The organism is Mycobacterium sp. NGS57 (genome assembly GCF_059812405.1).
In genome coordinates, this window is sequence record NZ_JCALCP010000010.1 from 16,318 (window position 1) to 29,913 (window position 13,596).

A 13,596-nucleotide genomic window follows, 5' to 3' on the forward strand; every position below is an offset into this window, starting at 1 on the left:
CCGCGCCCAAACATGCGATTCTGCGTCTGCTCGCGAGGGAAAGGGCCTTCGGTAGCGTCGGGACCATGTGCCGACTTTTTGGCCTGCACGCCGGGACCCACGCGTGCACCGCCACGTTCTGGTTGCTGAACGCCCCCGACAGCCTGTCCGAGCAGAGCCGCAAAAACCCCGACGGCACCGGCCTGGGCGTGTTCGACGCGCACGGCCGCCCGCAGCTGCACAAGGAGCCCATCGCGGCGTGGCAGGACACCCAGTTCGCCACAGAGGCGCACGAGCTCACCGGTACCACGTTCATCGCCCACGTCCGCTACGCGACGACCGGTTCGCTCGACACCCGCAACACCCACCCGTTTCTGCAGGACGGCCGGATCTTCGCGCACAACGGCGTGGTCGAGGGCCTCGACGACGTCGACGCCCGGCTGCGCGGGCTCGGTACCGCGGACCTGGTCGGCGGCGAGACCGACTCCGAGCGGGTGTTCGCCCTCATCACCGGCTCGATCCGCGCCCGCGGCGGCGACGAAACCGCCGGCCTGATCGACGCCGCGCGGTGGCTCGCCGCCACCGTGCCCATCTACGCGGTCAACATCCTGCTCAGCACCGCCACCGACATGTGGGCGCTGCGCTACCCCGACGCCCACGAGCTCTACGTGCTGGACCGCCGCGACCACCACAGCGACCCCGAGTTCGACCTGCGCACCCACCGCATCCGCGCGCGGTCGGAGCACCTGTGCGCCCGCTCGTCGGTGGTGTTCGCCAGCGAACCGATGGACGACGACCGGCGCTGGAGCCTGCTGCAGCCCGGCGAGCTCGTGCACGTCGACGCCGGGCTTCAGGTCACCCGGAACGTGGTGCTGCCCGGCCCGCCCGCGCACCCGCTGCGCCGCTCCGACTTGAGCGCGCCGGCCCAGCAGGCGCAGCACTGACGTGGCAGGCAAACGCGCACTCGTGCTTGCCGGCGGCGGAATAGCCGGGATCGCCTGGGAGACAGGCGTTCTGCGGGGCATCGCCGACGAGTCGCCGGCCGCGGTACGGCTGCTGCTGGACTCCGAGGTGCTGGTGGGCACCTCGGCGGGCTCGGCGGTGGCCGCGCAGATCGGCAGCGGCGTCCCGCTCGAGGCGCTGTTCGACCGGCAGGTCGCCGCGGCGTCGGCGGAGATCGATTCCGGCGTCGACGTCGACGACATCGCCGAAATTTTCCTGACCGCCCTGGGCCGGCCCTACGACGAGACGCGCGACAAGACGCGCCAGCAGATGCAGCGCATCGGGGCGGTGGCGCTGGCGACCGAGACGGTTCCCGAGCCGGTGCGCCGCGAGGTGATCGCCGCGCGCCTGCCGTCGCACGACTGGCCGGAGCGGGTGCTGCGGCTGACCGCGATCGACGTCGCCACCGGCGAGTTGGTCGTCTTCGACCGGGACTCGGGTGCGGCGCTGGTCGACGCGGTCGCGGCCAGTTGCGCGGTGCCCGGGGCGTGGCCGGCCGTGACGATCGGCGGCCGCCGCTACATGGACGGCGGGGTGGCCAGCTCGGTCAACCTCGCTGTGGCCGCCGACTGCGACGCCGCCGTGGTGCTGGTGCCCTCCGGCGCCGACGCGCCCGCGCCGTTCGGCGAGGGCCCGGCCGCCGAGATCGCGGCGTTCGCCGGCCCGGTGTTCGCGGCGTTCGCCGACCCCGGCTCGCTGGCCGCGTTCGGCCCCAACCCCTTGGACCCGCGCTGCCGCATCGATTCGGCCGTGGCCGGGCGCGAACAGGGCCGGCGCGAGGCGGCGGCCGTGGCCCGGTTCCTGGGCGTCTGACCCGAGCTCAGCCCTCGACCACGGGCGTCAGGGTGGCTTGCACCGTGTCCAAGGCCTCGTTGGCCAGCGCCCGGCCCACCGCGATCACCTCCACCGCCCGGTGAAACTCCAGGCCCCGGCACGTCGAGCGCGGCACCTCGATCAGCAGGTCGGGCGGGTAGGCCGCCAGCGTGTGGCGCGCCAGCGCGGACTGGGCGATGTCGATGGTCCGGTTCATCACCTCGAAGCTGCCCAGCTTCGGCACGCCGGCGGCAATGTCGGCCACGTCGACGGCGGTGTCAATCTCGGTGTCGGCATCATCAGACCCGAACCGGCTCAGCACCGCCCGCGCGGTCGGCCGGTCCAGCAGCGAGCGGGCCGCCGCGGTGTCCAGCAACGCAGAAGTGCTGCGCACCATGCGATTCAGCCATTCCGCGGTGGCCCCCGGTTCCGCGTCGCCGGCGTCGCCGGCGTCTTCGGCTCCGCCGGCCTCGCTGCCGCTGAGGCTGACGGCGATGGTCAGATCGGCGTTGACCGCGGCGATCGGGGCCATCGGCAGCGGATCCAGGATCCCGCCGTCGGCGAGCAGGCGCCCGTCGAGCGCGTGCGGGGCGATCACACCCGGGATCGCGATGGACGCCCGGATCGCCTCGTCGAGCGGGCCGCGCTGGAACCACACCGACTTGCCGGCCAGCAGGTCGGTGGCGACCGCGGTGTAGGGATGGGCAGCTGCTCGATGGACACCGGGCCGAGGATGTCGCGCACGGCATCCAGGATCTTGCCCGCCCGCAGCACGCCCGCGGCGCTGATCGACGGGTCCAGCAGCCGCAGGATGGTGCGCTGCGTCAGGGACTTGGCCCAGTCGGCGAACTCGTCGAGGCGCCCGGCCGCGTGCAGGCCGCCGACCATCGCGCCCATCGAGGAGCCGGCGATCCCGACGATCTCGTAGCCGCGCGCCCGCAGCGCCTCGATCACCCCGATGTGTGCGTAGCCGCGGGCGCCGCCGCTGCCCAGCGCCAGCGCCACCCGCGTAGGTGAGGATCCGGCCATGCGTTCATTTTGCGCGGCGGGCCCGCCCGCTCGGCACTTTTTGTACCCGTGATCCCAATTCGACGGGCGCTACCCGCATTCGTCGTTGGCGGCGGCGTGCGCGGCGGTGATCACCGCGGCCTGGCGGGCCGGCGTCAGGTCCGACCAGCGCGCGTTCCAGGTGCCGGGCGTGCCCGACGGCGACGCCTGGACCATCGCCAGGTACGGCTCGAGCGGGGGCGAGCCGGTCGGGGGCTGGGCTTGCATCCACAGCTTCGCGGCGTGACAGGCCTGGAAATACTCCTCCTCCGTCGAGTCCGCGGGGACGTCGACCCGGGTCGTCACGCCGCCGGGGGAGAGACCGACGGCGCCCGGCGGGGCCGAAGCCGGGCCGCTCGGGATGCCCGACGGCCGCGCCGACGACGAAGTGGCCCCGCCGCCGGGGGCGCCGTGCGAGCAGCCCATGACCGCCACCAACAACGCCGCGACAACCGCCGCGCCCCGCCGCCCGGGGCGTTCACCGCACCAGCGCACCATCCCAATCTATGCAACACTGGCGGCCGTGACGGAGCGCTTCGGATTTTGCGAGTGTTGTCGGCCCTGACGCCGCCGCCCCTCGCCCCATCCGTTGACCCTGGAGCTCCCCGATGTCTGTTTCCGTTGCTTCTGTTCGCCTGCCCGCCTCGTCACCGTCGCCGGGACCCACCCGGCTGCGGGTGCCCGACTTGCTGCACGCCACCGACCGGGCCGCCGACCACGTGCTGTCCGGCCGCTGCGACCACCTGCTGCCCAAGGGCGGGATACCGGAGTCGACGCGCTGGTTCACCCGCATCCACGGCGACGAGGAACTCGACATCTGGCTGATCAGCTGGGTACCCGGGCGCTCCACCGAGCTGCACGACCACGGCGGCTCCCTGGGCGCGTTGACCGTAGTGTCCGGTTCGCTCAGCGAATACCGTTGGGACGGAAGGCGTTTGCGCCGCCGCCTGTTGGACGCCGGTGATCAGGCCGGGTTCCCCCTGGGCTGGGTGCACGACGTGGTGTGGGCGCCGCGGACCGTCCCCGAGCCGACCGGCCCCGCCGTGGCGTCGGCCCCCAAGGTCGCGCCGACGTTGAGCGTGCACGCCTACTCGCCGCCGCTGACGGCGATGTCGTACTACGAGGTCACCAACCGCAACCGGCTGCGCCGCCAGCGCACCGAACTGACCGACCAACCGGAAGGGCCGTGATGAGCCGCATCGACGTCGTCCTGCAATCGGCCCGGCGCCGGCTGCGCCGGCTTCCCGCCGCCGAGATACTCGACGCGCTGCGCCGCGGGGCGGTGCTGGTCGACATCCGGCCGCAGGCCCAGCGGTTTCGCGAGGGCGCGTTGCCGGGCGCCCTGGTGATCGAGCGCAACGTCCTGGAGTGGCGCTGCGACCCGACCAGCGACGCCCGGCTGCCGGAGGCCGTCGGCGACGACGTCGAATGGGTGATCGTGTGCTCGGAGGGCTACACGTCCAGCCTGGCGGCCGCCGCGTTGCTCGACATCGGCCTGATGCGGGCCACCGACGTCGTCGGCGGCTATCACGCGCTGGCTCGCGCCGGCGTGCTGGACCAGCTCGCCGCGGGTGCGGCGCTAACCGCTGGCGTGCAGCAGCGGCCGTAGCCGGGCCGTTTTGTCCGGCGTCCACCCGGGCGGCGACAGCACCGCCGCCCAGCCGTCGGCGACGTCGGCCACGTAGTGGTGGCCGTGCCCGTCGGGCACATCCTGGGCGACGGCCATGTCGGCCGAAACCTGCAGGAACGTCACCACCGGGATCCATTCGGTGTCGGGCAGCACGTCGTAGCCGCGAGGTTCGCGCAGCCAGCTCGGCCGGGCGAACAACAGGTCGGGCGTCCACCAGGCGATCGGGTCCGAGGCGTGCTGCAGGTAGACCACCCGCGGATGGTCCCACGCGGGATTCGGCCGACCCAAATCGCTTGCGCGAGCGACGAATCGGACGTTGCGCCCGTCGTGGTAGATCGGCAACCACTCCGGGGAACCGGCGTCGCGCGTCGAGGTCAGGTCGGTCCAGATGGTGTTTTGGAACGTCGGCCCGCTGAAAAGGGCGCCGTCGGTGCGGGCCAGCACGTTGTTGAGGCTCATGAACGGCGCCTCGCCGCCGAAGGATCCCAGGCTCTCGCCGAACACGACGAGCTTGGGACGCTTGCCCTCGGGCAGTTGGCGGACCAGCCGGTCGACGGCCTCGAACAGCGCCTGGCCCGCGTGCCGAGCATTCTCCTTGTCCACCAGGAACGACAGCCAGCTGGGCAGGAACGAGTACTGCATGGCCACGATCGCGGTGTTGCCGTTGTACATGTACTCCAGCGCCGACGCCTCGGCCTCGTTGATCCAGCCCGTCCCGGTGGTCGTCGCGACCGCGACGACGGCCCGCTGCAACCCGCCCTCGCGCTGTAATTCGCGCGCCGCGAGTTCGGCGGCCGCGGTGATGCCGTCGGCGGAATCCAGCCCGGCATAGGCCCGGATCGGCGCGGTGGCCGGGGCCCCGTTGAACGCCGTGAGCTGCTCGAGCCGGGGCCCGCCGTTGACGAAGATGCGGCCCTGGTGGCCCAGCGATTCCCACGACACCAGCGACTGCGGCCCGCCGGACCGCAACGAGGCTTTCGGTGGCGCGCTGTCGGGCATCATCTCGTTGTTGACCGAGGCGAAGGTGTTGTTCATGGTGCGCATCGCGAACTTGAGCACCACGCCGTTGAGCAGGGTGACCGTCAGCACGAAAAGGGCGACGACGACGATCGTCACCGACAGCCGAAACGGCGCGATCCGGTCGAGCTCACCGACGAGAAAGGCGACCAGCCAGTGGATGAACTGGCCGATTTCGACGAGCGTGAAAAGCACCACGAGCGAGAGGATCCCGGCGATCGGGTAGTCGTACCACTTGAGATGCTTGACGCCCATCAGGTCGCGCACGTTGTCCTGCCAGACGTGAAACCAGATCGCCATCAGCACCATGCCGATCGCCCCGACGGGGACCAGCACCTTCCACGCCCAGCGCGGGGCGGGCGGGCTGTGCTTGCGGGTGCGCATGTAGCGCACGAGCCAGACGGCGAAGACCCCGATCCCGTAGCCGATGGCCCCGGAGATCCCGCTGACCAGCCCCTGGAACACCGCACCGCGCGGCAGCAACGACGGCGTCAGCGAAAACAGGATGAAGATCAGGCCGACGGCGGTGCCGGTGAAGGTGTAATGGCGTACCCACCACGGCTTCTTGGGCCGGCCGGGCCCGCGAGGCTCTTCGGGAGCTTCCGGCTCGGCGTCGCGGCCGGCCTCGTCCTTGGGGACGGTCGTCGCGGGGCCCGGTTCGCTCATCGTTGCGGCCTAGCGGTGCGTGAAGTTGGGGGGCCGCTTCTCGACGAACGCCGCCATCCCCTCGGACTGATCCTCGGTGGCGAAGGTGGAATGAAACAGCCTGCGCTCGTAGAGAAGTCCCTCGGTCAGCGTCGATTCGAACGCGCGGTTGACGGCCTCCTTGGCCATCCGCGCCGCCGACCGCGACATCCGCGAGATCGTGGTGGCGACGGCCTTGGCCTCGCTCAGCAGGTCGTCGGCCGGCACCACGCGCGAAACCAGGCCGCTGCGTTCGGCTTCCGCGGCGTCGATGGTGCGCCCGGTCAGGATCAGGTCCATGGCCTTGGCCTTGCCGATGGCGCGGGTCAGCCGCTGCGAACCGCCCATGCCCGGCAGCACGCCGAGCTTGATCTCCGGCTGGCCGAACTTCGCCGTGTCGGCGGCGATGATCAGGTCGCACATCATCGCCAGCTCGCAGCCGCCGCCCAGCGCGTGCCCGGCCACCGCGGCGATCGTCGGGGTGCGGACGGCGGCCAGTCTGCCCCAGGCGGCGAAGAAGTCGGCGCCGAACGCGTCGGCGAAGCTCAGCCCCGCCATCTCCTTGATGTCGGCGCCGGCGGCGAACGCCTTGGCCGAGCCGGTGATGACGATCGCACCGATTCCGGGGTCGTCGTCGAGTTCGCTTGCCGCGCTGGTGACTTCGATCATCACCCGGCTGTTGAGCGCGTTGAGTGCCTGCGGCCGGTTCAGCGTGATGATCCCGACTCGCTCGTCGCGCTCGACGAGGATGGTTTCGTAGTCGTTTTCGGCCATGCCCTGCTCCTCCTAGAAGCTCAGGTCGTCGTCGACCGGCTCGAAATACGCCTCGACGTCAGCCGCGGTGACTTCGGCCAGCGTCGCCGGCGACCACTTCGGGTTGCGATCCTTGTCGATGATCTGCGCGCGGATGCCCTCTACCAGGTCGTGCGAGCGCGCCGACGCGCTCGACACCCGATAGTCCTGCACCAGAACGTCTTCCAGGGTTTCCAGTTTGGCGGCGCGGCGCACCGCCTCCAGCGCCACCGACACGGCGATGGGGGAGCGGGTGGCGATCAGGTCGGCGGCCTCGCGGGCCGCTGTGTCGGTGTGCCGCTGCAGCGCTGCGACGATGTCCGCGACGGTGCCGCCGGCAAAGCATTCGTCGATCCAATCACGTTGTGCGGCAAGGGGGCTCGTTGGCGGCTCGACGGCGTGACGGGCCAGCGCGCTGTCCGGGCCGTCGGCCACGATCGCCGCGGTGAACGCCTCGAGTTCGCCGTGCGGCACGTAGTGGTCGGCGAATCCCAGGGCGATGGCGTCGGCTCCGGAAAACGGCGCGCCCGTCAGCGCGGCGTGCAGCCCCAGCGCGCCGGGCGCGCGGGACAGCAGAAACGCGCCGCCGACGTCGGGGATGAACCCGATTCCCACCTCCGGCATGGCGATCTTGGAGGTGTCGGTCACCACCCGGGTGTTCGCGTGCGCGCTGACGCCGACCCCGCCGCCCATCACGATGCCGTCCATCAGCGACACGTACGGCTTGCCGAACCGGCCGATCTGCCCGTTGAGCAGATACTCGTCGCGCCAGAACCGCCGCACCTCGACGCCGTCCTTACGGGCGCTGTGGTAGACGGCCACCACGTCGCCGCCGGCGCACAGTCCGCGCTCGCCGGCTCCGGTCAGCACCACCGCGCGCAGCGAGTCGTCGTTTTCCCAGCGGGTGAGGACGTCGGTGAGGGTGTTGACCATCGGGTGATTCAGCGAGTTGATCGCCTTAGGGCGGTTGAGCGTGATCACGCCGACGCCGTTGTCCACGCGGGTCAGGACTTCGTCGGATGTGTCGGAATCCTCCGTCACGCGCCAGCCTCCCTCAGGGTTCGTCGCCGCCCGGTCTCGACCAGCAATCTAGATCGTCACGAGAGCAGCGGTGGCCGCGGGTAAGGTTTATGTTTGATCGCGGCGACAACAGCACAGGTCGAGTAGCAGGTCTGCGGGAACCCGGATGGGCCGCTGATCGTTGAGCAGGTCATCCACAGTTATCAGGAAGGATCCGACGGTGCGGGAGACAAGCAACCCGGTATTTCGTTCGCTGCCTAAGCAGAGGGGCGGATACGCGCAATTCGGCACTGGCGCGCCGGCCCAGGGCTACTACCAGCAGGCGGACCCCTACGCCGCGGTTCCCTACCAGGAAACCAAGGCTTCGCGGCCGCTGACCATCGACGACGTCGTCACCAAGACGGGCATCACGCTGGCCGTGCTGACCGCCGCGGCCGTCGTCTCCTACTTCCTGGTGTCCGCCAACCTCGCGCTGGCGATGCCGTTGACCCTCATCGGTGCGCTCGGTGGCCTGGTGCTGGTGCTGATCGCGACGTTCGGCCGCAAGCAGGACAATCCGGCGATCGTGCTCAGCTACGCCGTCCTCGAGGGGCTGGCACTCGGCGCGATCTCGTTCGTGTTCGGCAACTTCCAGGTCTCCAACGCCAATGCCGGCGCGCTGATCGGGGAGGCCATCCTCGGCACCTTCGGGGTGTTCTTCGGGATGCTCGTCGTCTACAAGACCGGCGCCATCCGCGTCACGCCCAAGTTCACCCGGATGCTGGTCGCCGCGATGTTCGGCGTGCTGGCCCTGATGCTGGGCAACTTCGTGCTGGCGATGTTCAACGTCAACCACGGCACCGGCCTGGGCCTGCGCAGCGGCGGCACCATCGCGATCATCTTCTCGCTGGTGTGCATCGGCATCGCCGCGTTCAGCTTCCTCATCGACTTCGACGCGGCCGACCAGATGATCCGCGCCGGGGCGCCGGAGAAAGCGGCGTGGGGCATCGCGCTGGGCCTGACCGTGACGCTGGTCTGGCTGTACCTCGAGATCCTGCGCCTGCTCAGTTACCTACAAAACGACTAGCTGCGTTCGCAAAAGCCCCCGCTCCGCGCGGGGGCTTTTTGCATCTTTTTGCGTTCACTCTGCGCTGGTGGCGGGGTCTACTCGTACTTTCGCGCCATAGACGCAGACTCAGCGCTTGATACGGGCGTCCCAGGCCTGGCGAACCCGGCGAATGATGTCGTAGGGGCGCTGGCGGGAAACCACTCGGATGACGGTCCACCCGGCTTCGGCGATGTACTCCTGCCGTTCGACGTCCCCGGCGAACTGCTCCGGATTCGTCCAATGCTGTTCGCCGTCGTACTCGGCGGCAACCATCATGTCCTGCCAGCCCATGTCGAGGAAGTACCGGGGAAAGCCGTCTGACCCCAGCACGGGAATCTGGGTCCGCGGCTTCGGGAAGCCCGCGTCGATCAGCAGCAATCGCAGCCACGTTTCCTTCGGCGACTGGGCTCCGGCGTCAACCAATTCCAGCGCTCGCCCCAATTGGCGCAGGCCGCGCGTATGACGATGGTGGGCGGCCAGCTCCTCGACGTCTTTTACCTTGAAGTCGGTGGCTGCCGCGAGTGCATCGAGGCGGGCGAGGGCGAGGCCGATGCTTCCGCGCCTGCCGAGGTCGAACGCGGTGCGCTCGGGTGTGGTCACACTCAGGAGGCCGAGCCGCTGGTATTCGTCGCTCAGCAATAGCTCGTGGCGCGTCACGACGCCTCGCGGCGCTCTGGCGTTGCGCCAGATCAATTCAATCGGTGCGTCGGAGTCGACCCACTTGGCGCCGTGCATCGCCGAGGCCGCGGCACCGGCGACCACTGCCTCGCGGTTCGACCAGAGCCAGGCGGCCATGGCGCGCTGCCGCAGCGACGGTTCGACGCGCTTAACCAAATAGATGTCGGGCATGATCGCGCGGTAATACCTGCGCAGCTCGTGCCGACTGAGCTCGCCGGCGGCGCGCGCCTCACTGCCGATGAACGGCTGACGGACGGGCTTCATGCGGGCATGGTGGCAGCCCGCACCGACACCCGTCGTTCACTCTGCGCTGAGGGCGGGCTCTACTCGCACTTTTGCGCCATAGACGCAGACTCAACGCGAGGAATTAGGACAGGCGCTCGATCACCATCGCCATACCCTGCCCGCCGCCGACGCACATGGTCTCCAGGCCCAGCGTCTTGTCGTGGCTCTGCAGGTTGTTGATCAGCGTGGTGGCGATGCGCGCCCCGGTCATGCCGAACGGGTGACCCAGTGCGATCGCCCCGCCGGACACGTTCAGCTTGTCCTCGTCCATGCCCAGCTCCCGCGCCGAGCCCAGCACCTGCACCGCGAACGCCTCGTTGATCTCGTAGAGGTCGATGTCGCCGATCGACATGCCGGCGCGCTCCAGCGCCTTCTTGGACGCCTCGATCGGGCCAAGGCCCATGATCTCCGGGGACAGCCCGCTGACCCCGGTGGACACGATGCGGGCCAGCGGCGTGAGCCCCAGTTCCTTGGCCTTGGTGTCGCTGGTGATCACCAGCGCGGCCGCGCCGTCGTTGAGGGGACACGCGTTGCCCGCGGTCACGGTGCCGTTGGGCCGGAACACCGGCTTGAGCTCGGAGACCTTCTCGTAGGTGGTGCCCGCGCGGGGGCCGTCGTCGGTGCTGACGGTGCTGCCGTCGGGCAGGGTCACCGGTGTGATCTCGCGCTCGAAGTGCCCGCTCTTGATGGCCTCCTCGGCGCGGTTCTGGCTGCGCACGCCCCAGCGGTCCTGGTCTTCGCGGCTGATGCCGGTCATGATCGCGACGTTCTCGGCGGTCTGCCCCATCGCGATGTACACGTCGGGCAGGTTCCCGTCGGCGCGGGGGTCGTGCCACTCGTCGGCGCCGGCGGCCGCCGCGGCCGAACGCTCCTGGGCCTCGTTGAACAGCGGGTTCTTGGTGTCGGGCCACGAGTCGGAGTTGCCCTTGGCAAACCGCGAGACGGTCTCCACGCCGGCGGAGATGAACGCGTCGCCCTCGCCCGCCTTGATCGCGTGGAACGCCATGCGCGTGGTCTGCAGCGACGACGAGCAGTACCGGTTGACGGTGGTGCCGGGCAGGAAGTCGTAGCCGAGCTCGACGGCGACGACGCGCGCCATGTTGAAGCCGGACTCGCCGCCGGGCAGGCCGCAGCCCAGGATGAGGTCGTCGATCTGGTGCGGGTTCAGCGCGGGCACCTTGTCCAGGGCGGCGCGCACCATCTGGGCGGCCAGGTCGTCGGGCCGCATGCTCACCAGCGACCCCTTCATGGCGCGGCCAATCGGCGAGCGGGCGGCAGAGACGATGACGGCTTCAGGCATGGCAATTCACTCCAGATCAGTTCCGGTGAGGCTGGGCTCGCCGACGGGCTAGCTCAAATCTAGTCGGTGCCCACCGAAGCGTCGGCCCCGACGCCCAGCTCGTCAAGCACCGCGCGCAGCAGCACCTCGGCGGCCAGCGCGTAGGCCGCCGCGGAGGGGTGGTAGCCGTCGGCGGAGAACATCTGGTCGGGCGCGGCCCGGAACCGGGGCGCCAGCAGCTGCGCCATGGGGACCGGCACGCCGCCGGCCGCCCGGGCGGCCGCCGCCTGGGCGCGCGCAAGCTGCGACGTCCTCGCATGCGCCAGCGACCGCAGCGGCTGCGGGATGGCGCTGATGACCCCCAGATCCGGGCAGGTGCCCACGATCACCACCGCCCCGCGGGCGCGCAGCCTGCGGACGGTCAAGCCCAGCCGCTCGGCCGACTGGCTGATCCCGTTGAGGGCCGTCACGTCGTTGGCGCCGAGCATCAGCACGGCCACGTCCGGCGGCGGTCCGGCGACGAACATCGCATCGACCTGGCCCGCAACGCCTTTCGACGTGGCCCCGACGATGGCCTTGGTGCTCAGCCGGACGGCCCGGCCGGTGCGCTCGGCCAGCCCGCGCGCGATCAGGACGCCGGGCACCTCCTCGGCGCTTCGGCAGCCGTAACCGGTGGCCGTCGAGTCGCCGAAGATCATCAGGCACATGTCGGCAGGCATGCCGCGGCGCCACCGCTGCACGGGCCCGCCGCCGCGGGTGTACACGCCGTCGGAGCGCGGCGGCGCATCCCAGGCCTTCGGGATCACGGTGCGCGTGTGCGCCGCCTGGCCGACCAGCAGGTTGCGTGCGCCCAGGTAGGCCGTGCCCGTCGACGCGAGTGCCCCCGCTGTGGCCAGGGCGATCGTCGAACGACGCGGCACCCTAATGGTCACGGCATCAGTTTAGGTCGGCTTCGGGGTTTGCGCGGGCGCCTGAAAAACAAAGTGGTCACGTTGTGAATCAAATGTGGTATCAAATCAGATTCTTCAAATGTTCTACTCAGTAACGCCTGTCAAGCTAAGTTCAAGGGGTTGGCTGATCGCCCTGCTGAACCAGACGCTCAGCGGCCTCGTCACATGCTGTATCGGACTACAAGAACCTACAAAGGCGTAGGAAGTGGTGAGCATGACCGCACCCAGTGAGGTATCCGGGTCGCCCCGGAATGCCATTCGGCCACACGAGATCCTCAAACGACGTAAAGTTGAGGCACGCAGATTTGCCATCAGCGACGGCGCGCCGGTCGAGGTCCTCGAGTCCGGGCCCAGCGTTGCTGCGCGGGTCGCCACCCTGGCTTCGCGGTTGACCATCCGCCCGGTCCTGGCCGTCGGTAGCCACGTTCCCAACCTGCCCTGGCCCTGGGGCCTCATCGACGTCGCGGCCCGGGTCCTGCTTCCGGTGTCGGCCACCGTCCGCGAGACCGTGAACTTGCCTAATGCGTCGGCGCAGCTGGTTCGCGCCCCCGGCGTGCTGCCCGCGGACGGCACCCGGCGGGTCATCGTCTATCTGCACGGCGGCGCGTTTTTGACCTGTGGAGCAAACTCCCACGGCCGGCTCATCGAGGCGTTGTCCAAGTTTGCTGATTCGCCCGTGCTCGTCGTCAACTACCGGCTGCTGCCCAAGCATTCGGTCGGGATGGCGCTCGACGACTGCCACGACGCCTACCGGTGGCTGCGCGAGCGCGGCTACGAGCCCGACCAGATCGTGCTCGCCGGCGACTCCGCCGGCGGCTATCTCGCGCTGGCCCTCGCGCAGCTTCTTCAGGCCGAAGGGGAGGCGCCCGCGGCGCTGGTGGCGATCTCGCCACTGCTGCAACTAGCAAAGGAATGCAAGCAGGCCCACCCGAACATCAAGTCCGACGCGATGTTCCCCGCGAAGGCCTTCGATGCCCTCGTTGCGTTGGTTGCTGGCGCGGCCGAAAAGCGCATCGTCGACGGCAAACCCGAAGAGGTGTACGAGCCCCTAGAGCACATCAAGCCCGGCCTGCCGCGCACCCTCATCCACGTCTCCGGATCCGAGGTGCTGCTGCACGACGCGCAGCTGGCGGCGAGCAGGCTGGCGGCGGTCGGGGTGCCGGCCGAGGTTCGGGTCTGGCCGGGCCAGGTCCACGACTTCCAGCTGGCCGCGCCGCTGGTGCCCGAGGCGATCCGTTCGCTGCGCCAGATCGGCGACTACATCCGCGAAGCCACCGGCTAAGCCGCGGACCGGCGGGTGTGCGCCGCCCGAAACCGCCTGAGACGATGAACG

Annotated in this window: 12 protein-coding genes and 2 pseudogenes; 6 read left to right on the forward strand and 8 right to left on the reverse strand. The window is 70.0% G+C overall.

Features of this window, described 5'->3' with window-relative positions:
- Positions 1-65: 65 nt before the first annotated feature.
- Positions 66-923: a class II glutamine amidotransferase gene (locus tag AC5Y43_RS19240; protein ID WP_499975027.1), complete on the forward strand. Its 858-nt coding sequence runs from the start codon at positions 66-68 to the stop codon at positions 921-923.
- A 1-nt stretch (position 924) separates the two neighbouring features.
- On the forward strand, positions 925-1,794 hold the full coding sequence (locus AC5Y43_RS19245; protein WP_499975028.1) for a patatin-like phospholipase family protein: 870 nt from the start codon (positions 925-927) through the stop codon (positions 1,792-1,794).
- A gap of 7 nt (positions 1,795-1,801) precedes the next feature.
- Here the strand turns inward: AC5Y43_RS19245 and AC5Y43_RS19250 are convergent.
- Both AC5Y43_RS19250 and AC5Y43_RS19255 read right to left on the reverse strand, forming a co-directional pair.
- Positions 1,802-2,823, reverse strand: a pseudogene (locus AC5Y43_RS19250) (patatin-like phospholipase family protein).
- Positions 2,824-2,892: 69 nt separating this feature from the next.
- Positions 2,893-3,267, reverse strand: a complete 375-nt coding sequence (locus AC5Y43_RS19255) for a lipoprotein LpqV (protein ID WP_499975376.1) — start codon at positions 3,265-3,267, stop codon at positions 2,893-2,895.
- Between the two features lie 182 nt (positions 3,268-3,449).
- Between AC5Y43_RS19255 and AC5Y43_RS19260 the strand changes: the two genes are divergently transcribed.
- Both AC5Y43_RS19260 and AC5Y43_RS19265 read left to right on the forward strand, forming a co-directional pair.
- Positions 3,450-4,031, forward strand: coding sequence for a cupin domain-containing protein (locus AC5Y43_RS19260; protein ID WP_499975030.1), 582 nt, complete (start codon positions 3,450-3,452; stop codon positions 4,029-4,031).
- A complete protein-coding gene (locus tag AC5Y43_RS19265) occupies positions 4,031-4,450 on the forward strand; it encodes a rhodanese-like domain-containing protein (protein ID WP_499975031.1) in 420 nt (139 codons plus the stop codon). The genes AC5Y43_RS19260 and AC5Y43_RS19265 overlap by 1 nt, the downstream gene beginning before the upstream one ends.
- Here AC5Y43_RS19265 and AC5Y43_RS19270 read toward each other — a convergent pair.
- Genes AC5Y43_RS19270 through AC5Y43_RS19280 form a run of 3 tightly spaced genes read right to left on the reverse strand, consistent with a single transcriptional unit; the run spans position 4,421 to position 8,005 of the window.
- Entirely contained in the window at positions 4,421-6,154 is a 1,734-nt protein-coding gene (locus AC5Y43_RS19270; protein WP_499975032.1) for an alpha/beta hydrolase, read from the reverse strand. The two genes, AC5Y43_RS19265 and AC5Y43_RS19270, sit on opposite strands and share 30 nt — an antisense overlap.
- Before the next feature lie 9 nt (positions 6,155-6,163).
- The gene (locus AC5Y43_RS19275) at positions 6,164-6,946 is read right to left on the reverse strand and encodes an enoyl-CoA hydratase (protein WP_499975034.1); all 783 of its coding nucleotides are present in this window, start codon (positions 6,944-6,946) and stop codon (positions 6,164-6,166) included.
- Positions 6,947-6,958: 12 nt separating this feature from the next.
- Positions 6,959-8,005 (reverse strand): enoyl-CoA hydratase/isomerase family protein, encoded by a 1,047-nt coding sequence (locus AC5Y43_RS19280; RefSeq protein WP_499975035.1) that lies wholly within the window; start codon positions 8,003-8,005, stop codon positions 6,959-6,961.
- A 199-nt stretch (positions 8,006-8,204) separates the two neighbouring features.
- Between AC5Y43_RS19280 and AC5Y43_RS19285 the strand changes: the two genes are divergently transcribed.
- The gene (locus AC5Y43_RS19285; RefSeq protein WP_499975037.1) at positions 8,205-9,050 is read left to right on the forward strand and encodes a Bax inhibitor-1/YccA family protein; all 846 of its coding nucleotides are present in this window, start codon (positions 8,205-8,207) and stop codon (positions 9,048-9,050) included.
- A gap of 108 nt (positions 9,051-9,158) precedes the next feature.
- Here AC5Y43_RS19285 and AC5Y43_RS19290 read toward each other — a convergent pair whose 3' ends face one another.
- From AC5Y43_RS19290 to AC5Y43_RS19300, 3 genes and pseudogenes are all read right to left on the reverse strand, one after another.
- Positions 9,159-10,013: an endonuclease domain-containing protein gene (locus tag AC5Y43_RS19290; protein ID WP_499975038.1), complete on the reverse strand. Its 855-nt coding sequence runs from the start codon at positions 10,011-10,013 to the stop codon at positions 9,159-9,161.
- A 103-nt stretch (positions 10,014-10,116) separates the two neighbouring features.
- Complete coding sequence (locus AC5Y43_RS19295; protein ID WP_499975039.1) at positions 10,117-11,334, reverse strand: acetyl-CoA C-acetyltransferase; 1,218 nt, start codon at positions 11,332-11,334, stop codon at positions 10,117-10,119.
- A 95-nt stretch (positions 11,335-11,429) separates the two neighbouring features.
- A pseudogene (locus AC5Y43_RS19300) lies at positions 11,430-12,233 on the reverse strand (SGNH/GDSL hydrolase family protein); the annotation flags it as partial.
- A gap of 244 nt (positions 12,234-12,477) precedes the next feature.
- Between AC5Y43_RS19300 and AC5Y43_RS19305 the strand changes: the two are divergent.
- On the forward strand, positions 12,478-13,545 hold the full coding sequence (locus tag AC5Y43_RS19305) for an alpha/beta hydrolase (RefSeq protein WP_499975041.1): 1,068 nt from the start codon (positions 12,478-12,480) through the stop codon (positions 13,543-13,545).
- Positions 13,546-13,596: the final 51 nt, after the last annotated feature.

What these genes read in the sequence shown, in the direction of transcription:
- AC5Y43_RS19240 (WP_499975027.1), top strand. Translation starts at nt 66, where the DNA reads ATGTGCCGACTTTTTGGCCTGCACGCCGGGACCCACGCGTGCACCGCC.
- AC5Y43_RS19255 (WP_499975376.1), bottom strand. Translation starts at nt 3,267, where the DNA reads ATGGGCTGCTCGCACGGCGCCCCCGGCGGCGGGGCCACTTCGTCGTCG.
- AC5Y43_RS19260 (WP_499975030.1), top strand. Translation starts at nt 3,450, where the DNA reads ATGTCTGTTTCCGTTGCTTCTGTTCGCCTGCCCGCCTCGTCACCGTCG.
- AC5Y43_RS19265 (WP_499975031.1), top strand. Translation starts at nt 4,031, where the DNA reads ATGAGCCGCATCGACGTCGTCCTGCAATCGGCCCGGCGCCGGCTGCGC.
- AC5Y43_RS19270 (WP_499975032.1), bottom strand. Translation starts at nt 6,154, where the DNA reads ATGAGCGAACCGGGCCCCGCGACGACCGTCCCCAAGGACGAGGCCGGC.
- AC5Y43_RS19275 (WP_499975034.1), bottom strand. Translation starts at nt 6,946, where the DNA reads ATGGCCGAAAACGACTACGAAACCATCCTCGTCGAGCGCGACGAGCGA.
- AC5Y43_RS19290 (WP_499975038.1), bottom strand. Translation starts at nt 10,013, where the DNA reads ATGAAGCCCGTCCGTCAGCCGTTCATCGGCAGTGAGGCGCGCGCCGCC.
- AC5Y43_RS19295 (WP_499975039.1), bottom strand. Translation starts at nt 11,334, where the DNA reads ATGCCTGAAGCCGTCATCGTCTCTGCCGCCCGCTCGCCGATTGGCCGC.
- AC5Y43_RS19305 (WP_499975041.1), top strand. Translation starts at nt 12,478, where the DNA reads ATGACCGCACCCAGTGAGGTATCCGGGTCGCCCCGGAATGCCATTCGG.